Source organism: Ochrobactrum sp. BTU2 (assembly GCF_024539785.1).
Classification (GTDB): Bacteria; Pseudomonadota; Alphaproteobacteria; order Rhizobiales; family Rhizobiaceae; genus Brucella; species Brucella anthropi.
The window spans coordinates 1-17,576 of sequence record NZ_JAHWRG010000034.1 but is presented as its reverse complement, the minus strand read 5'-3'; the positions used below and the strand labels follow the sequence as shown (position 1 = coordinate 17,576).

Below are 17,576 nucleotides of genomic sequence, written 5' to 3'. Positions count from 1 at the left end.
ATCGTTGTTCGTCACGGTGCGTTTGTTCTAAGTGTAGCCAGCCGCATAACCCCGAATTTTCGCGATGCTGAGGACATCGCCCAGGATGCAATGGTCAAGGTGTGGCATCACGCTGGCCGCTTCAACCCAAAGCGCGCTCGATTGAGAACCTGGCTTTATCAGATCGTCGTCAATCTCTGTATTGATCGCCGCCGCCGTAAAGAGCCGGTCCCCCTTCCAGACAACTTCGATGCTGTCGATCCAGGAGCCGCAGCAGACGAGATTTTGACGAGTACCGAGCGCGATGCCGCCCTGGCTGCAGCTATTCGCGCATTGCCAGCGAGCCAGCAGGCCGCGATGATACTCGTCTACGAGGAAGGCATATCCGGCGCTGAGGCGGGACGTATTCTTGGGCTGTCGGCCAAAGCAATAGAGCGTCTGCTTGCGCGCGCCAGAACTACACTTCGTGAGCGGCTGCTGGCAGAGCGTGATAAACAGGGAGAATAAATATGTTGAAGATCGAACGTTTTACGTCCCTGGCGCGAAGTTACGGAGCGAATATTGACCTCTGGCCTGTAGAGGTGCAGGCCGATGCGCTGTCTCTGCTAAAGATCTCGAAAGTGGCGCGTACCGTTCTTGCGGAGGAGCGCTTGATGGATGATGCGCTAGCGGCGGCGCGCAGGCATCAAGAGATCTCCCTGTGGCCGCCGGGCGAGCGTAGTGTCGCCTTGGTGCGCCTGAGAACGAACGTCGCTGCGCGAATAGCGCCAGCACCATCCGGACCCTCCCGGTTCGGTGCACGGCTTTTTGCGCAAGTTCGCGGGCTATGGCCCCATCTGAATTGGCTGGGTATTTCCTCCGGCAGCGGGATAGCAGTGGCTGCGGGTCTTTTTATCGGGATGCATTTCCCGAACTTACCCGCCTCCGGTGATCTGCTCCCCACACTTCAGGTCGCATCGATCCCAATTTTCATGGAATGAACAGCAATATGGTTCAAACACAGGATGGCACAAGAAAATGGCTGCGAATTGCTCTTCCCATATCGCTCGTGTTGAACATGTTCCTTCTCGCTTTTGTGGGAGGGCAAATGCTGCGTGCGACACCGGAGGTCCCCAGAGGTGATGATCCTTTAGCTCGCATTCTTGCTGTTGCGGAAGCGACCCTTCCCGCTTCAGACGCCAGGTCGTTCCGTGAGACTCTTCTCAAGGAAGAACCGCGATATGCGCGAGCCGTGAGGAAAGTTACCGAGGCTCGGCAAGAAATGCTGAAACAGATGTCTGCTGATCCGTATGATCCTGTCGCAACCCTGGCGGCCCTCAGTGCAATGCAGTCCGCCTGGACGGAGTTCATGGACGCAATTGGCGGTCCATTGGTGGATGCGATAGGTCAAATCTCCCCCGAAGGAAGGCGCACGGTGGTTGCCGATCAAAAGGCAAAGGGAATACTGCGCGTTCCGTAACGGTCGCCGATCCGTCGCGGGCTAGACCGATCAGTTATCGCACGATCGCCTGCCGCGTGTCCGACGGCTTCATCGCACCGGTCTTGGCCGCCACCGAGAGGTTCTCCCGTAGAAGAGCCGTTATCCGCTCCTCGCCCATGCGCTGATGCCAGCGCGTCATCGACGAACGGTCCAAATGCAATCTGTGCTGGAAGAGCTCCCCACCGCAAAAATACTGGAAGTACGGACTGTCGTGGTAGCGGACGCAAACCCCATCATCCGACAAATTGAATGTATGCTTGAGGATTGCCAGCCCTGCCATCAGCCGGGTCGGCAGCTGCCGCATACCTGATCCATCCTGAAAAACCTTGCCAAAACGCTCTTTCAGAAACGGCCAGTCGATCATCTGCGCCAACTGGACCAGCTCATGTTGCATGTCCTTCCCTTACTGCTGCTCACCATAAGATCTCAGATCTGAATGGCAGCTCCGAAAAAAATCCAACCGGAATGTCGCATCGGGCGCCGCACTTCGTATCAGTAGCAATTCATCCATTCGGGAAGCTGCTGATGATTGAAAAATACCGACCGAAAACCATCGCAGCGCTGGCGCGAGCAACGGCCGTTTGCCTCGGGGCCAACCAGTTATGGAGTAGGTCAATCTTTCAGAATGCACCGTTGCCTCGAACCCTTGGCAACAGGTCGGATGGCGATTGCCGTTAATTGCATTTCGCTCCGTGGCAAGAAAGAAACTGCCCGGACATCGACCTTCTATTCAGCATTACAAGCGAGGGACAATGAGTAAGAGGCGCGGTTTTACCTGCTTTGCTTTGATGCTGCTTGCCGGCATTTCCGTCTCTGTTAACGCGGCTGCCCGCGAGCGGCCCGTCACGATCCCATGGGAGAACGAATCCATCGAGGCGCTCTGTTTCCCGATGGAAAACGGAATGCCGAATACCGTTTGCGTCACTCTGTATGCCGCCGAGGACGGATATGAGCTGTGCGTGTCGAACGAGGCGGCTTCGACGGAGAGATGTGTCAGCGCCTACCGCTTTGGCGACCCTGATGGCTCCGAAGACGATGGGCCAAACGACAGCCGTTGGAGCGTCGTCAACTTGTAAATATTTGAACGACTTTGATCTGCTCGTTCAAGTTGTCGGACGCGTTGACTCAGGAAAGCTCAACGATTTCAAAGGAGAAAGTTATGAACATAAAGCGTATTTGGGTTACGCGCCGCCGTATCCTGGGTGCATTGGCAGCGCTGTGTATGGCCGTCGCATCAGGCCCGGCTGTAGCGGCAACAAAAGGAGCGACGGTCGGCAGCGTCAATCTGAGGGCCGGGCCGGGAACATGGTATCCAGTGGTCATGACGATGCCGCCGAGCGCAGCTCTTACCATCTACGGGTGCCTTGATGCAGCGTCCTGGTGCGACGTCTCGTGGGGAGGAGCACGCGGCTGGGTCTCTTCGAACTATGTCAGCATCTACTATCAAGGCCAAACAGTAGCTCTTTCACCGGCGCTCATTCCGATGATCGGATTGACCGTTGTCGCCTTCAATCAGGCTTACTGGAACAACCATTATGCCGGCCAGCCGTGGCACGGACAGTGGAACACGTATTATCGCGGCGGCCCGGGCTACGGCGGCGTTGCGCGAGGTGGCTGCGTCGGAGCGGCATGCGGCGGTTCTGCCGTTGTTCGCGGCCCTTACGGCGGCGGCGCCGCGGCACGAGGAGCATGCGGCCCAGACCGTTGCGCCGGTGGCGCGATCATGCGGCAGCCTGGTGGCGGCCTCCAATTCCGTAGGGGCGTCGTGGAGCGTTAAGACGAACCTCAAGCCGGAGACGAGTACACGCCGTCCCCGATCGTTAGCCATGACGCAAGTCAGGCCGAGGCGGATCACCGCCTCGGGATTTTCGTTCAAAAGCTGAGGACCGTTCTGCCGGTGAAGAAAACACCGTGACAGCGGGCCATGCACATGAGGTGAACTTTGGATAATCGCGCAAATAGTCTGACCCCGATTTCCGGTCCGTCCCAGGCACCTCGGAGGCGGCCTTCCAATATTTGGGTGCGTGGCCTGGCGGCTTGCGCGATGGCGCTCGCCCTCGCCGCCTGCGCAACAACACCGCCACCGTCTCAAGCGCTGTCTTCGTCGGCGTTTCTACGCCCGACCTCGGACAAGACAAGGCCCTATGCCTACCGTCGGCCGGATGTGAATTTCGCAGCCTACAGTCGTGTGATTATTCCACCCACGGCGATCTATGCAGGGCCGGACGCCCAATTCGGCAAGATGTCGGCTACCGACCGGCAGGCACTTGCCAGCTACATGCATCAGGAGTTTTCCAAGGTCCTCAGCCGACGTCTTCAACTCGTTGCACAGCCCGGACCGGGTACGTTGCGCGCCAGGCTGACACTGACCGGTGCAGAAGCAAGCACACCGGTGCTGTCCACCGTTTCGCATGTTCTGCCGGTCGGCCTTGTCGTCAATGCGGGCGCTCAGGCCACTGGCGGTCGCGGCACATTCTCCGGCTGGGTGTCCTATGCCGTCGAGATCGAGGATGCCCAGACCGGCGCCCTGCTCTACGCCCATGTTGCGAGCAGAAGCGCGAACGCACTCGACATCACCGCCAATTTCGGGGGGCTCGACGCCGCGAAGGCCGGGGTACGCTCGGCGGCGGACCAACTGGGCAAAGAATTGGCCGGCAGCACCCGGTAGCCGCAAGCGTCAATGCGTCAGCCGTTTCGCCCAACGCGTCTGGACGTCAAGACACGACAAGCGCCCCGCGCCAGAAATCTGCCGGCTCGAAGCCTCGCAGACAATCGCAGGAGATCTTACTCTGACTGGAAGTTATTTGAAGAAGCAAGAACGATATGATGCCGGCGAGTTTACGAGCCGGCATCGCACTTCCAAAATTCGATTTCGCGTGATTGGTCTCGGTTTGACCGGCATGTTGCTTGCGGCATGCGACGACAATGCCAAGACAACAGCGGCGCCACCGCAGCCGGTACGCGTGATTCACGCTGCAATGATCGAGCATCAGCGCAGCACAGGCGTCTCAGGCGAGATACGAGCGCGCATCCAGACCGACCTCGCGTTCCGCTCCGCCGGCAAGGTCATAGAGCGGCGGGTGGATATCGGTTCACATGTGCACGCCGGAGATGTTCTGGCTCGGATCGATGACACCGAGCAACGCGCCGACGTGGAGTCGGCTGAGGCTGGTCTTCTGGCGGCGCAAGCGACACTCAATCAAAAGAAACTCGCCTTTCAGCGCTATCAGACATTGGTGGAGACACGCGCAATCGCCCAGTCGACCTACGATCAGGCGAAAGAGGAATTGGCGACGGCAGAAGGGTCGCTGGAGTCCGCCAAAGCGTCCCTGGCGATCACTCGCGACGCACTCTCCCACACCGAACTCAAAGCCAATGCTGACGGCATCATCACTGCGCGCAGCATCGAGGTTGGGCAGGTCGTATCAGCGGCACAGCCTGCCTTCACGCTCGCCCATGATGGTCCCCGTGATGCGGTCTTCGATGTCTTCGAGGCATTTTTCCTGGCCGGGCCACCGGGCGATGAGGCGACCGTGGTGCCAGTCTCGAATCCTGGCGGTGGTATCCCTGCAAAAGTGAGAGAGGTCGCGCCGGTCATCGATACGACGACCGGAACGATCCGCGTGAAATTGGCACTTCCCGACAATGTCCAATGGTCCCTTGGAACTCCCGTGATCGGCACTTTTCAAGCGTCTCAAGAGGCTGCGATCACATTGCCGTGGAGCGCGATGGCGTCGGCTGACGGGAAGCCCGCAGTTTGGATCGTGGATGCGGCCAAGCGCACCGTCGCACTTCGCCCGATCACTGTAGCAAGTTACCGCGCAGGCGAATTCACTGCCGCAAAGGGGGTCTCCGCACAGGAACTGGTTGTCACGGAAGGCGGCAAGTTCCTTCGGCCCGACCAGGTCGTGAACTGGGAGGGTAACTGAGATGAAGCGCCCGTCCCCAGCTACTATGCTCTATATCGCAACAGTCATCGTCTGGTCCTTACCCTACCAGCCCGCTGCAGCGGAAAACACGCCACCGCGACCCGTAGTCTGGATGGACGTGACAGCCGGTCGTTCCCAAGCCTTGAGTTTTGCCGGTGTCGTTCAGCCGCGGGTGGAGACCGAACTCGCATTCCGGGTTCTTGGCCGTGTTATCGCGCGACAGGTTGAGACAGGCGACATCGTCAGGAAGGGCGACATTCTCGCGGAGATCGATCCGCTCACATTGCAGCTCGCCGTGATCAGCGCGCAAGCCGATCTCAGAAATGCGAATGCCCAACTCGAGAACGCCGTGATTAACGAGCAACGCAAACGCATGCTCGCTGCGACTAACACCGCCAGCGTTGCCGACCTCGAACTTGCCGAACAGGGGCTCAAGTCGGCACAGGCGAATGTCGCGAAAGCGCAAGCCAATCTGGCCAAGACCCGGGAGCAGCTTGGCTATGCTCGGTTAGAGGCGGAGTTCGACGGCGTGATCACCTCAACCTCCGTTGAAGTGGGCCAGACCGTTACAGCCGGACAAGCCGTCCTGAAACTCGCGCGGCTCGATCAGCGCGATGTCATCATAGACGTGCCCGAGGCGCAGGTTTCGTCTATCACTTCGTCCAACCATGTAGACGTTGCGCTGCAGCTCGATGGCAGCTTGCGGACATCCGGACAGGTCCGGGAGATCGCTCCGCAGGCGGACGCGGACACCCGAACCTACAGGGTGAAAATCGCCCTGGAAAAGCCCCCCGAGGTCTTCCGCTTCGGTGCGGTCGTGACCGCCACGTTCACGGAGCGCCAACGCATCCAAGCCGTGGAAGTGCCCCGCTCGGCAATCGTGGAGAAGAATGGCGTCCCTAGTGTTTGGGTGATCGATCCGAATACCCTGAGCGTGTCGTCGCGTACGGTTGTCCTGGAACAAACCGGGCCGGAGAACCCACTTGTACGGGTCAAATCGGGACTGACCGCGGAAGAAAGAGTCGTGGTTGCAGGAGTCAGTGAACTTCAGGAGGGACAGAAGATAAGGCCAGGACAGGAGATGCGCCCATGAAGAATTTCAATCTATCGGACTGGGCGCTCGAACATCGTTCCTTCGTCTGGTATTTCATGATCGCCTTCGCGGTCGCTGGCATGTACGCTTACCTCAACCTTGGACGCGAGGAGGATCCGTCTTTTACTATCAAGACGATGGTGATCCAGGCGCAATGGCCGGGCGCTTCGGCCGAAGAGGTCACCCAGCAGGTCACCGATCGCATCGAGAAAAAGCTTCAGGAGCTCGACAGCCTCGATCGGACGCGGAGCCTCACGACCGCCGGCAAGACCACGATCTTCGTTGATCTTCTTCCGACCACCAAGGCGCGCAATGTCCCAGCGACCTGGCAGCGCGTCCGCAACATGATTGGCGACATCCAGCAGCAGTTTCCGTCAGGCGTCGTCGGCCCCTTCTTCAACGATCAATTCGGCGATGTTTACGGAAACATCTTTGCCTTCACCGCCGACGGCTTGAATCAGAGGCAGTTGCGCGATCTCGTCGAGGATGCCCGCACCAAGGTCCTGACAGTGCCGAATGTTGGCAAGGTCGACATCATTGGCGCCCAGGACGAGGTGATCTATCTGGAGTTCTCCACCCGCAAGATCGCAGCGCTTGGAATCAATCAGTCCGACATCGTCGAAACCCTGCAAAAGCAGAATGCCGTCACCCAATCGGGCTTCATCGACGCCGGGCCGGAGCGCATCGCTCTGCGCGTCGGTGGCCGCTTCATCTCCGAAGACAGCCTCCGGGCGATCAACCTGCGCGTCAACGATCGCTTTTTTCCGCTGACGGATGTTGCAACCGTCAAACGTGGTTACGTCGATCCTCCATCGTCGCTGTTCCGGTTCAATGGCAAGCCGGCGATCGGGCTTGCAATCGGAATGAAGGCCGGTGGCAATCTACTCGAATTTGGTCACGCTCTCGACGAGATGATGGAGCGCATCGTGCAGGATCTGCCGCTCGGCGTGTCCGTCGATCATGTCTCAGATCAACCGGCCGTGGTCGACGAAGCCGTTTCCGGCTTTACCAGAGCTTTGTTCGAGGCTGTCGCCATCGTGCTCGCCATCAGCTTCATCAGCCTTGGCCTGCGCGCCGGGCTGGTCGTGGCGATCTCCATCCCGCTGGTGCTCGCCATCACCTTCATGGTGATGCAGTATTCCGGTATTTCGCTGCAGCGTATCTCGCTCGGCGCCCTCATTATCGCGCTCGGCCTTCTGGTCGACGATGCAATGATCGCCGTCGAAATGATGGTGGCCCGCCTGGAGGTCGGTGACACTCTGCGCAAGGCCGCGACCCATGTCTACATATCGACTGCCTTTCCGATGCTGACCGGCACGCTGGTCACCGTCGCAGGGTTCCTGCCGATCGGTTTCAACAACAGCAGCGCCGGCGAATTCACCTTCACGCTTTTCGTCGTACTGGCGGTTTCGCTGACCGTGTCCTGGATCGTCGCCGTTCTGTTCACCCCTCTGCTGGGCGTGACGATCCTGCCGAAGACAATGAAAAAGCACGAGGAGCACAAGAGCCGTATGGGAGCAGCCTTCTCATGGCTGCTTCAGCTCTGCCTTCGCTTTCGCTGGACGACCATCATCGTGACAGTCGCCGCGTTTGGCCTGTCCGTTGCCGGGATGTCGCTGGTTCAGCAGCAATTCTTTCCCGCGTCCGACCGTCCGGAGTTGATCATCGACTGGAACCTGCCGCAAAACAGTTCCATGGCCGAGACGAACCGGCAGATGGCGCAATTCGAGCGGGAGAAGCTCGCCGGCAATCCCGACATCGATCACTGGTCGAGCTATGTCGGTAGGGGTGCCCCGCGCTTCATTCTGTCCTTCGACGTCCAGCCCGACGATCCCACCTTCGGCCAGATCGTCATCGTCTCGAAGGGTCTTGAGGTCCGCGACCGGCTCAGGGCCGACTTGCAGGCTTATTTGCTGAAGACTTTTCCGGGCACCGACGCTTTCGTCAAGACGCTGGACTTCGGTCCGCCGGTCGGCAAGCCGGTCCAGTACCGAATTTCTGGCCCGGATATTCAGAAAGTGCGCGAGTTAGCGCAAAAAACTGCCGGGATCGTGATGTCCGATTCTTCTCTGACCGGCCTCGTCTTCGACTGGAATGAGCCTGCACGGGTAGTGAAGGTCGACGTTCTCCAGGACAAGGCCCGGCAGCTCGGTGTTTCTTCCGAGGATATCGCAACGGCGCTGAACGGCATCGTCCAGGGCGCGACCGTGACGCAGGTCCGCGATGCGATCTATCTGATCAACGTTGTCGGACGGGCGGAGGCACAAGAACGCGCCTCTATTGACAGTCTGCTCGATCTCCAACTGCCAAGCGCCAGCGGGAAGTCCATCCCGCTCTCCTCCGTCGCCAAATTCGAACACGACCTGGAGCAACCGACGATCTGGCGACGCAACCGGATACCGACGATCACGATCAAGGCCGGTATAAGGGACACGATGCAGCCTGCGACGATAGTTCGGCAGCTCGACCCGAAGATAGAAGAACTGAAAGCCTCTTTGGAACCGGGATACGATATCGCCGTCGGCGGTACGGTCGAGGAGAGCTCCAAGTCCCAGGCGCCGATTATCAATGTGGTGCCGGTCATGATTTTCGTCATGACGACGCTTCTGATGACGCAACTTCAAAGCTTCCATAGATTGCTCCTCGTCTTCTCGGTCGCCCCGCTCGCCTTGATCGGTGTCGTCGCTGTGCTCGTTCTGAGTCGAGCGCCATTAGGTTTCGTCGCAATCCTCGGCGTGCTTGCCCTGATCGGTATCCTCATCCGAAACTCGGTCATCCTGATCGTCCAGATCGAAGACCTGCGCAAGGCAGGGACCCCTCCGTGGCAGGCCGTCGTCGAGGCGACGGAGCATCGGATGCGACCGATCATGCTGACGGCCGCCGCGGCGACGCTGGCGTTGATCCCCATCTCAAGAGAGGTGTTCTGGGGACCGATGGCCTACGCCATGATGGGCGGCATCGTCGTCGGAACCGTCCTGACCCTGCTGTTCCTTCCCGCTCTCTACGTAACCTGGTTCAGGATTCCCCGCGATGTCGAACACAATTGACTACACGTCATCGCTACGACGGCTTTCGTCAATGAATGCCGTTGCCGCCCGAAAAGCCTGCTCACGCAATTCGCGCTCATGGCGAGGGCGCATCGTATTGTTTCCCCTCCTTCTTTCCATGCTCAGCGGCTGCGCGGGCCGGCCGGAGAATGTCCTTCAGCCCGTGGCGTTGACGACGAACGACACAAGCCGCGTCGACATGCTGGTCGCGACCACCCGAAAACCCGCCGCAGATCCCGGCGAGCTTTATTCCGGAGAGCGCGGAACGGCGATCTCGCTCAACAACCTCACCGTTTCCATCCCGCCGGATGAGGCGCGGAAGGTCGGGGAGGTCCAGTGGCCGAAGCGCGTGCCCCCGAACCCTGAGAAAGAGTTCGCCGTGCTCAAGGACGAGAAGGTCAGCTCAGAGCATCAGGCGCTCAACTGGTTTCGCAAGAACCGTAATGCAAAGCGGCAGGTGATCATCTTCGTGCATGGCTTCAACAACACCTATGCAGATGCTGTCTTTCGTTTTGCCCAGATCACCCATGACGCGGGAACCGATGCCGCTCCGATCCTGTTCACCTGGCCCTCCCGTGCCAGCGTTCTTGGCTATCTCTACGACAAGGAAAGCACGAACTATTCACGCCGTGCCCTGGAGGATTTGATCATCCAGGCTGCCCGCAGCCCTGACGTCGGCGATATCACCATCCTTGCCCATTCCATGGGAACATGGCTGACGGCTGAGGCTCTGCGCGGGATCGCGATGCGCGAAAAGACGATCCCGGCGAAGGTCCGCAACGTCGTGCTGGCGTCGCCCGATATCGATGTCGACGTCTTCCGCCGTCAACTCATAGAGATGGGGCCGAAGCGGCCGCAGTTCACCATTTTTGCCTCGACGCGCGACCGGGCGCTTGAGGTTTCGAGATGGATCTCCGGTGGAGTCAACCGTGTCGGCGGTGTCGATACCACCCCTTATACCGGCGTGCTGAAACAGCTTGGGATCACAGTGATCGATACCAGCACCGTGCGTTCCAAGGACGCCCTCGGTCACAACGCCTTTGCCGATAGTCCAGAAATCATCGGGCTCCTGGGGAAACGTCTGGCTGGACAATCCCTCGAGGGCGGCCAGGTGACATTGGCCGATCACGTCGGGATGGCTGCAATCGGTACGGTCAATCTGGCCGGCTCCGCGGCGAGAACTGTCGTTGCGGCCCCGATGTCGGTGGTCAGCCCAGAAGCGCGAAAGATCTTGCAACAGGAACTGTCCGGGACGTCTGGAGGACTAGTCAATGGCCAGATCGCTTACTGACTGTCAGCGAGGTTGTATCGTTGGCTTTTAACGATGAAGGGAAAATGGGCAATGAACGTCACTTATGGTTTTGGCGGCTATATTGTACCCATTACTGGCGCAGCCAGCGGTATTGGGCTCGAGGTTGCTCAAGCAATGATGTGGCTTGCATCGGACGCTGGCAGCTACGTGATTGGCCATGCACTACCTGTCGACGGTGGTGTGGCCATGGGTGGCAACGCCAGACATCTGGAAGACTGATCAACTACGACGGAAATCCGGCATCCTGCTGACAATGAGCTCATGCAGCCGCCGGTCCAGCAATATTTCCGTTGGGGAGACAATGTCTTCCAGCCGTCGCAAGAGTTCACTTCTTTCTATCACTCAGTAAATTCTGGGTGCCCATCACCATGACCAACAATAATCTCAGTCGTCAACGAATAAACGCAATAGTTTCTGTATTTTCACTTGCCATCATCCCACATGAACGGATATATGGTCGCTGATAGTCATCACATGATGACTTGGAATTAGCATGTCGATTCAGGGGATGCTGGTTTTTCCCACGTCAGCCAAACTGTTGGCGTGCTTTGGGCGAGCTGAGGGCGGGAATATGCAGCAAAAAAATTTCAACACGGCAGCCTCATTGGACGCCGCAGAAATCAATCTAATCCATCGCTACTGGTGCGCCGCCAATTATCTATCGGTCGGCCAGATCTATCTTCTCGATAATCCGCTCCTGCGCGAACCGCTGCAGCCCCAGCATATCAAGCCGCGCCTGCTCGGCCACTGGGGCACAACGCCGGGGCTGAACTTCATCTACGCGCATCTCAACCGGGTGATCAAAAAGCGCAACCTCAGCGTCATCTATATTTGCGGTCCGGGCCATGGCGGCCCAGGCATGGTCGCCAATACCTGGCTCGAGGGCATCTATAGCGAGATCTATCCAGAGGTTCCGGAAGACGCCGAGGGCATGCACAGGCTGTTCCGGCAGTTCTCCTTCCCCGGCGGCATTCCGAGCCATGCGGCACCGGAAACGCCCGGATCGATCCATGAAGGCGGCGAACTCGGCTATGCACTCGTGCATGCGTATGGCGCGGCCTTCGACAACCCGAACCTGATCGTCGCCTGCGTGGTGGGTGACGGTGAGGCGGAAACCGGACCGCTCGCCGCAAGCTGGCATTCCAACAAGTTTCTCAACCCCGCCCGCGACGGTGCCGTTCTGCCGATTCTGCATTTGAACGGCTACAAGATCGCCAATCCGACGCTGCTTTCGCGCATTCCCGACGAGGATCTCAAGAAACTGTTCGAAGGCTATGGCTACGAGCCGATCTTCGTCGAAGGCCATGAGCCGGAAGCGATGCACCGGCTGATGGCAGGCGCAATGGACAAGGCAACGGATACGATCCGGGTTATCCAGGACAAGGCTCGCCATAGTTCAAAGGGGGGTGGAACGCCCTATGCCGAACTGCCGCGCTGGCCGATGATCGTGCTGCGCAGCCCGAAAGGTTGGACGGGGCCAAAGGAAGTCGACGGCAAGAAGGTCGAGGGTTTCTGGCGCTCGCACCAGGTGCCGGTCGCCAATTGCCGGGAGAATGAAGACCACCGCAAGATCCTCGAAGAGTGGATGCGTTCCTACGATCCGGAAGATCTGTTCGACCTCGCTGGCGGGCTGAAGCCGGAACTGAAGGCGCTGGCGCCGGAAGGCGAACGCCGCATGGGTGCCAACCCGCATGCCAATGGCGGGGTGCTGCGCAAGGAATTGAAATGCCCGCCGCTTTCCGACTACGCGGTCGATGTGCCGGAGCCCGGCAAGACCGTGGTGCAGACGACGGAAGTCCTCGGGAAATATCTACGGGACATCCTGACCCTCAACGATACGGAGAAGAATTTTCGCATCTTCGGCCCGGACGAGACGGAATCGAACCGGCTGGGTGCCGTGTTCGACGTGACCGACCGCGTTTGGATGGAGAAGATCGAACCCTATGACGTACATCTGTCGCCCGACGGGCGGGTGATGGAAGTGCTGTCGGAGCATCTGTGCCAGGGATGGCTGGAAGGCTACCTGCTGACCGGCCGGCACGGCTTCTTCTCCTGCTACGAAGCCTTCATCCACATCATCGACAGCATGTTCAACCAGCATGCCAAGTGGCTGAAGGTGACGCGCGAGCTAGAATGGAGAAAGCCGGTCTCGTCGCTCAACTACCTGCTCACCTCGCACGTGTGGCGGCAGGACCATAACGGCTTCAGCCACCAGGATCCGGGCTTCGTCGATCTCGTCGCCAACAAGAAGGCAGACGTGGTGCGCATCTACCTGCCGCCAGATGCCAACACGCTTCTGTGGGTGGCCGACCATTGCCTCAAAACCTGGGACCGGATCAACGTGATCGTCGCCGGCAAGCAGCCGGAGCCGCAATGGCTCAGCATCGAGGATGCCGCCAAGCATTGCCAGGCCGGTATCGGCATATGGGACTGGGCTGGCAATGAAGAGGATACGATCTCGCCTGACGTGGTGATGGCATGCGCCGGCGACGTGCCGACGATGGAAACACTGGCTGCGGTATCCATTCTGAGAGAAGCGATCCCGGACCTGAAGATTCGCGTCGTCAACGTCGTCGACCTGATGACGCTGCAATCAAAGGATCAGCATCCGCACGGGATTTCCGACGAGGATTTCGACCGGATGTTCACCACCGAGCGGCCGGTGATCTTCGCCTATCACGGCTACCCCTACCTCATCCACCGGCTGACCTATAAACGCACCAACCATCAGAACATCCATGTTCGAGGTTTCGTTGAGGAAGGCACGACCACGACGCCCTTCGACATGACAGTGCTGAACCAGCTCGACCGCTACCACCTCGCCATCGAGGCGATCGAGCGCGTGCCGGGCCTGAAGGAAAGGGCCGGTCATGTGGTCGAAAGCCTGCGCGGCAAGCTGCAGGAGCATTTCGCCTATGTCTGTGAACATGGCGAGGATATGCCAGAAATCAGGGACTGGGCATGGCGATCCGGTTCTTAGTTTTCGACAGTAGAACAACATCCAGCCTGTCCCTGCTCCAGAACGTTTGTGACAAGAATTCGAGACGTTTCCTATGGTTCGTATCCTAGCCCAAGCAATTCTGTCTGCTGCAGGCGTTGTGGTGGCCCTCTTCGTTTCAAGAGACGCGGTGGGTTTTCCTGTCTACGAAATGGTCGGCACGCTGTTGTTGATCGCAGCTTTGGCTGTCATCGTCTGGTACGGTCCGCGTGTTGTTAAAGCGCTCTTCGGCCCCCGCTCCAAAGAGTGATCGAACAGGGTGAGGAAGGTGTGCGTGACACGGAACAGCAATCCTTCCTGAAGCTATGAAATGCTCGAAAACGGAAAATTCACGAAGGTAAACAATGCGGAGTTGCAACAGGAGATAGCGTGGAGGAGTTTCTTGAGCGAGTAAAGCATACCAGGCTCTCGCTTCGGGATAAGCACATCATTCTTGATGCTCTGCCAATTCCAATCTCGTGGGCGACAATACCGGTGGGTAATATCCAATTCATGAACCGTGCTTTCAAGGAGACCTTCGGTTATAACGAAAGTCATTTCTCAACTGTGGATGCATGGATTGAACAAAGCTATCCAAAACTGGAACAGCAACTGTTAGCTCGTCAGTACTGGAACCGTCTGTGGAAAGCCGATTCCACCGGAATATCCAAAGTAGAACCATTGGAACTGGACGTGGTGTCGGCGAATGGCGGTATCGTCACCGTCAACCAGCGTGGCGTCCTTCTACATGACATAAGGGTCGGGATTGCTACATTCGAGGATGTCTCCGACCGAAAGCGGGTGGAGGAGACGCTAAGACGCATCGCCTTCGAAGACCCGTTGACGAGCCTTGGTAATCGGCAGCGGTTGTCAGCGAAATGGACCAGTATCGCAACATCTTATGAAGACGACGTGCGGCCGATGACCGCTCTTATTCTGATCGATCTCGATGATTTCAAGAAAATCAATGAACTACTGGGACATGATGCCGGTGACGAAGCGCTGTTCTTGATCGCCAACAGGCTTCGCGCGTGTGTTCGCGGCGACGATACAGTGTACCGATTAGGTGGGGATGAGTTTGCCATTCTCGTCGAGAACATGAGATCGCCGTACCAGGCAGAGCAGGTTTGCCGACGTGTCGAAAGAGCGCTCAAGTGTCCCATCCGGATTGCCGGGACGAGGATTGTGCTTGGCGCAAGCGTTGGTGTGAGCTTCTATCCTGACGACGCGACTGATCTGGCAGAAAATCGAATCAAGCGGGCCAGTAAGGGTGGGTGGGCATGGTTCTCACCACCGGAAGCCAAGAGATATCCGAAGGGCTCACCGGAACGCAACGTGCATGACCTCGAGCGGCCTATTACGGACAATGGAGGTGTCGGCGTTCGCATGACGGGATAGCGGAGCGACCGACCGAGCAAGTCAAGTTGGCAGCATAGATGAATGGCGAAGGGAAAAAAGCGAAAGCAAGGGATTGGATGCGGACTTCAAGAACCAAATTGTCGCTCGGCGATTACTTTTAGGGCAGCATAAAAGACTGTTGGATGCCAGACCTCGCGCTTGACCTGCGATACTTACGATACGCGTTATTGGTTGCCGAACACGGAAGTTTTCGCCGTGCGGCGGATGCCGTCGCCATGTCCCAATCTACTGTAAGCCGCCGAGTCCAACTGCTTGAACGGCGTCTTGGCGTACCCCTTTTTACTCGCAGTCGGACCGGAGCAAAATTGACCGCTGCAGGAGCGCGGTTTCTGCAAAACGCAGCATTCGGCGCATCTCATTTGCATCAAGCTGTGAAGGACATGCAAACGGCGCATCACGGCGACACAGGTGAGATACGAATCGGGCTGATGACGTCCCTGGCAAGCGGCTTCCTTCCCAATCTCGTAGGCGAATATCATTCCCGCTTCCGCGGTGTAGAGGTGAAAATAGAGGAATCGACGTCCGAAGTGGCAGCCGCCAATCTTCTCAGCGGCCGCATCGATGTGGCCTTTCTTCCGAGAGAGCCTCAGTTAGCCGGTTGCAAAACGGTTCAACTGTGGACCGAGCGACTTTTCCTCGCGCTGCCAAAACGACATCTTCTTGCAACGGCAGAGAGCGTTTCCTGGGCAGATGTGCGCAACGAGACATTCTTGATCCCGGCCGGTATCGCTGGGGCGGAATTGGATCAATATCTGCTGCGGCAGCTTTCCAGATCCGATTCCGAACCGAGAATATCCATTCAGGGAGTCGGACGAGATAATCTTTTGAACATGGTCGGAGAGGGGTTCGGCATTTCGCTCATATTGTCGTCAACGTCCGGCGGCGCACACAAGGAAGTCGTGTTCGTTCCCATCTCGGATGGCCTGGAAGACATTCGTTTTAGTGCTGTCTGGTCGCCAAAGAATCACAATCCAGCACTGAAGCACTTCCTGGACCTGGCTACGGGAAAAGCGCGATGGAATGCAATTGTCAATCAGGCCGATAGCGCTCGGTGAGCGTTGCCGGGTGCTCCGCTACTTTAGCACTATTCGTCAATCTTTGGTGTTTGAGACGGTGCGCCAGAAACACCCCGAACAGCGCGCTTTTCCTTTGCGAAGCCGCGATCGGTCGCAATGAACCGCTGAAGCATAGGCACGATCAGCTTGGCGGGATCGGCCGACGATTGGCCCGGTTGCTGACGGTTTAGCAACTCCGCATAGGCAACAAGATCCCGATATAGCGGTCCGGGAAGTTCAATACTCACCTTGACGGGCCTGTCGTCGACGAGTGGCCCAAGCTTCAATTTTGCCATCGGGTTAACCTCTATAGGGCTCCATCACAAGGTCACGGGTGACGATGATCCGCACAGGGAAACCTGGCCTGATGGTGAGTGTGGGCGCGATCTGCAACTGGCGGCGGATGATCTGCTGGCCAGCATCGTTGATGGTATCTTGCGCACCATTGCGGATAGCCTGAACCAGCCGGTCTTCGTCATCCATGGCAAGCTCTGCGCCGACCGCGAGCAATGTCGAGAGGCCAGCAGCTTTCGCCAGATCCCACCAGTGATAGTCGACGCCATCCTCGAGACCGGCATAGCCCTGCGTATCGGCGCCAGGCTGCCGTTCAAGAACGATTGATCGTCCATTTGGGAATATCAGCCGGTTCCAGACCAGAAGGACGCGCCTCTGGCCGAAGCCGACATTGTTATCATATTGGCCAATGATGCGGGTACCCTGCGGCACAAGCAGAATACGGCCGGTCGGGCTGTCGTAGATATTCTCGGTGACCTGGGCGGTGATCTGGCCGGGGAGATCGGAGCGAATGCCGGTGATAAGCGCTCCGGATATCACCGAACCGGCCTGCAGCACATAGGGCGAGGCCGGCGGCATCACGCGATCGGCTGCAACCGTGCGGCGATCGACGGCAGCGTTGAGGAAGGCGGCCTGCCGGTCCTGTGCCGTGGGAGTGCCGGCCTGATCGAGCCCGGCAAGATTGGGCGTGGTATTCGCGTTGGGCGTTATCGCGCTGGCCGTTGTCCGTGTTTCTGTCTGGAAGAACAGGCGGCTGGTTCGGGCAGCTTCCGCTTCAGCGAGGCGTCGTTGCTCGGCCGGATCGACGTTCGGAGCCGTCATCGTCGGCACAACGACAGGCTGACCACGATCCTGCGCACTGAGGATAGGACGGCCGAGATCCCCCGGCAAAGCCGGCCCCAGGATGGGACCGGTATAGTCCCGCGGCAAGCCTGCCAAACCGTCGGCAGTGGTCCGGTTCTCGGTCGAGTAGAGTTCTTCGCCACCATTG

Annotated in this window: 17 protein-coding genes and 1 pseudogene; 15 read left to right on the top strand and 3 right to left on the bottom strand. The window is 58.4% G+C overall.

All coding sequences use genetic code 11. The annotated features are described in order from the left end of the window. From KWJ32_RS26795 to KWJ32_RS26785, 3 genes are all read left to right on the top strand, one after another. The coding region (locus tag KWJ32_RS26795) for a sigma-70 family RNA polymerase sigma factor (RefSeq protein WP_256886565.1) at nt 1-486 on the top strand (486 nt) is incomplete at its 5' end. A 2-nt stretch (nt 487-488) separates the two neighbouring features. Next, on the top strand, nt 489-959 hold the full coding sequence (locus tag KWJ32_RS26790; RefSeq protein WP_151610250.1) for a hypothetical protein: 471 nt from the start codon (nt 489-491) through the stop codon (nt 957-959). Between the two features lie 8 nt (nt 960-967). Then, nucleotides 968-1,438, top strand: coding sequence for a periplasmic heavy metal sensor (locus KWJ32_RS26785; RefSeq protein ID WP_097143471.1), 471 nt, complete (start codon nt 968-970; stop codon nt 1,436-1,438). A gap of 40 nt (nt 1,439-1,478) precedes the next feature. Here the strand turns inward: KWJ32_RS26785 and KWJ32_RS26780 are convergent. Then, nucleotides 1,479-1,856 (bottom strand): annotated as a pseudogene (locus KWJ32_RS26780) (transposase); the annotation flags it as partial. 355 nt (nt 1,857-2,211) lie between these two features. Here KWJ32_RS26780 and KWJ32_RS26775 point away from each other — a divergent pair. The 12 genes from KWJ32_RS26775 (at nt 2,212) to KWJ32_RS26720 (ending at nt 16,291) form a co-directional block, all read left to right on the top strand. Then, on the top strand, nt 2,212-2,535 hold the full coding sequence (locus tag KWJ32_RS26775; protein ID WP_235906872.1) for a hypothetical protein: 324 nt from the start codon (nt 2,212-2,214) through the stop codon (nt 2,533-2,535). A gap of 83 nt (nt 2,536-2,618) precedes the next feature. Beyond that, nucleotides 2,619-3,236, top strand: coding sequence for an SH3 domain-containing protein (locus KWJ32_RS26770; RefSeq protein ID WP_097143472.1), 618 nt, complete (start codon nt 2,619-2,621; stop codon nt 3,234-3,236). A 267-nt stretch (nt 3,237-3,503) separates the two neighbouring features. Then, on the top strand, nt 3,504-4,127 hold the full coding sequence (locus KWJ32_RS26765) for a DUF3313 domain-containing protein (RefSeq protein WP_235906873.1): 624 nt from the start codon (nt 3,504-3,506) through the stop codon (nt 4,125-4,127). Nucleotides 4,128-4,263: 136 nt separating this feature from the next. Beyond that, nucleotides 4,264-5,388: an efflux RND transporter periplasmic adaptor subunit gene (locus KWJ32_RS26760; RefSeq protein ID WP_312196271.1), complete on the top strand. Its 1,125-nt coding sequence runs from the start codon at nt 4,264-4,266 to the stop codon at nt 5,386-5,388. 1 nt (nt 5,389) lies between these two features. Next, the gene (locus tag KWJ32_RS26755; protein ID WP_235906874.1) at nt 5,390-6,481 is read left to right on the top strand and encodes an efflux RND transporter periplasmic adaptor subunit; all 1,092 of its coding nucleotides are present in this window, start codon (nt 5,390-5,392) and stop codon (nt 6,479-6,481) included. Then, nucleotides 6,478-9,528, top strand: coding sequence for an efflux RND transporter permease subunit (locus KWJ32_RS26750; protein WP_151610251.1), 3,051 nt, complete (start codon nt 6,478-6,480; stop codon nt 9,526-9,528). The genes KWJ32_RS26755 and KWJ32_RS26750 overlap by 4 nt, the downstream gene beginning before the upstream one ends. A 118-nt stretch (nt 9,529-9,646) precedes the next feature. Beyond that, the gene (locus KWJ32_RS26745; RefSeq protein ID WP_235906878.1) at nt 9,647-10,819 is read left to right on the top strand and encodes an alpha/beta hydrolase; all 1,173 of its coding nucleotides are present in this window, start codon (nt 9,647-9,649) and stop codon (nt 10,817-10,819) included. A 51-nt stretch (nt 10,820-10,870) separates the two neighbouring features. Further along, nucleotides 10,871-11,059 carry a hypothetical protein gene (locus tag KWJ32_RS26740; protein WP_235906875.1) on the top strand — a complete coding sequence of 63 codons (189 nt, stop codon included), beginning with the start codon at nt 10,871-10,873 and terminating at the stop codon, nt 11,057-11,059. A 352-nt stretch (nt 11,060-11,411) separates the two neighbouring features. Next, on the top strand, nt 11,412-13,820 hold the full coding sequence (locus KWJ32_RS26735; RefSeq protein ID WP_125271077.1) for a phosphoketolase family protein: 2,409 nt from the start codon (nt 11,412-11,414) through the stop codon (nt 13,818-13,820). A gap of 73 nt (nt 13,821-13,893) precedes the next feature. Beyond that, a complete protein-coding gene (locus KWJ32_RS26730; protein ID WP_125271076.1) occupies nt 13,894-14,088 on the top strand; it encodes a hypothetical protein in 195 nt (64 codons plus the stop codon). Nucleotides 14,089-14,207: 119 nt separating this feature from the next. Beyond that, on the top strand, nt 14,208-15,215 hold the full coding sequence (locus KWJ32_RS26725; RefSeq protein ID WP_151610252.1) for a GGDEF domain-containing protein: 1,008 nt from the start codon (nt 14,208-14,210) through the stop codon (nt 15,213-15,215). 143 nt (nt 15,216-15,358) lie between these two features. Next, on the top strand, nt 15,359-16,291 hold the full coding sequence (locus tag KWJ32_RS26720) for a LysR family transcriptional regulator (RefSeq protein WP_125271074.1): 933 nt from the start codon (nt 15,359-15,361) through the stop codon (nt 16,289-16,291). 29 nt (nt 16,292-16,320) lie between these two features. Here the strand turns inward: KWJ32_RS26720 and KWJ32_RS26715 are convergent, their stop codons facing one another. Then, nucleotides 16,321-16,587 carry a DUF2274 domain-containing protein gene (locus KWJ32_RS26715; RefSeq protein ID WP_125271073.1) on the bottom strand — a complete coding sequence of 89 codons (267 nt, stop codon included), beginning with the start codon at nt 16,585-16,587 and terminating at the stop codon, nt 16,321-16,323. Between the two features lie 4 nt (nt 16,588-16,591). Beyond that, nucleotides 16,592-17,576 (bottom strand): TrbI/VirB10 family protein (locus KWJ32_RS26710; protein ID WP_256886564.1); only part of this gene is annotated, 985 nt, incomplete at its 5' end.

Excerpts from the sequence above, each read along its gene's own strand:
- KWJ32_RS26770 (WP_097143472.1), top strand. The coding sequence starts at position 2,619 with ATGAACATAAAGCGTATTTGGGTTACGCGCCGCCGTATCCTGGGTGCA.
- KWJ32_RS26785 (WP_097143471.1), top strand. The coding sequence starts at position 968 with ATGGTTCAAACACAGGATGGCACAAGAAAATGGCTGCGAATTGCTCTT.
- KWJ32_RS26775 (WP_235906872.1), top strand. The coding sequence starts at position 2,212 with ATGAGTAAGAGGCGCGGTTTTACCTGCTTTGCTTTGATGCTGCTTGCC.
- KWJ32_RS26765 (WP_235906873.1), top strand. The coding sequence starts at position 3,504 with ATGGCGCTCGCCCTCGCCGCCTGCGCAACAACACCGCCACCGTCTCAA.
- KWJ32_RS26740 (WP_235906875.1), top strand. The coding sequence starts at position 10,871 with ATGAACGTCACTTATGGTTTTGGCGGCTATATTGTACCCATTACTGGC.
- KWJ32_RS26735 (WP_125271077.1), top strand. The coding sequence starts at position 11,412 with ATGCAGCAAAAAAATTTCAACACGGCAGCCTCATTGGACGCCGCAGAA.
- KWJ32_RS26755 (WP_235906874.1), top strand. The coding sequence starts at position 5,390 with ATGAAGCGCCCGTCCCCAGCTACTATGCTCTATATCGCAACAGTCATC.
- KWJ32_RS26730 (WP_125271076.1), top strand. The coding sequence starts at position 13,894 with ATGGTTCGTATCCTAGCCCAAGCAATTCTGTCTGCTGCAGGCGTTGTG.
- KWJ32_RS26720 (WP_125271074.1), top strand. The coding sequence starts at position 15,359 with ATGCCAGACCTCGCGCTTGACCTGCGATACTTACGATACGCGTTATTG.
- KWJ32_RS26750 (WP_151610251.1), top strand. The coding sequence starts at position 6,478 with ATGAAGAATTTCAATCTATCGGACTGGGCGCTCGAACATCGTTCCTTC.
- KWJ32_RS26715 (WP_125271073.1), bottom strand. The coding sequence starts at position 16,587 with ATGGCAAAATTGAAGCTTGGGCCACTCGTCGACGACAGGCCCGTCAAG.
- KWJ32_RS26790 (WP_151610250.1), top strand. The coding sequence starts at position 489 with ATGTTGAAGATCGAACGTTTTACGTCCCTGGCGCGAAGTTACGGAGCG.
- KWJ32_RS26745 (WP_235906878.1), top strand. The coding sequence starts at position 9,647 with ATGCTCAGCGGCTGCGCGGGCCGGCCGGAGAATGTCCTTCAGCCCGTG.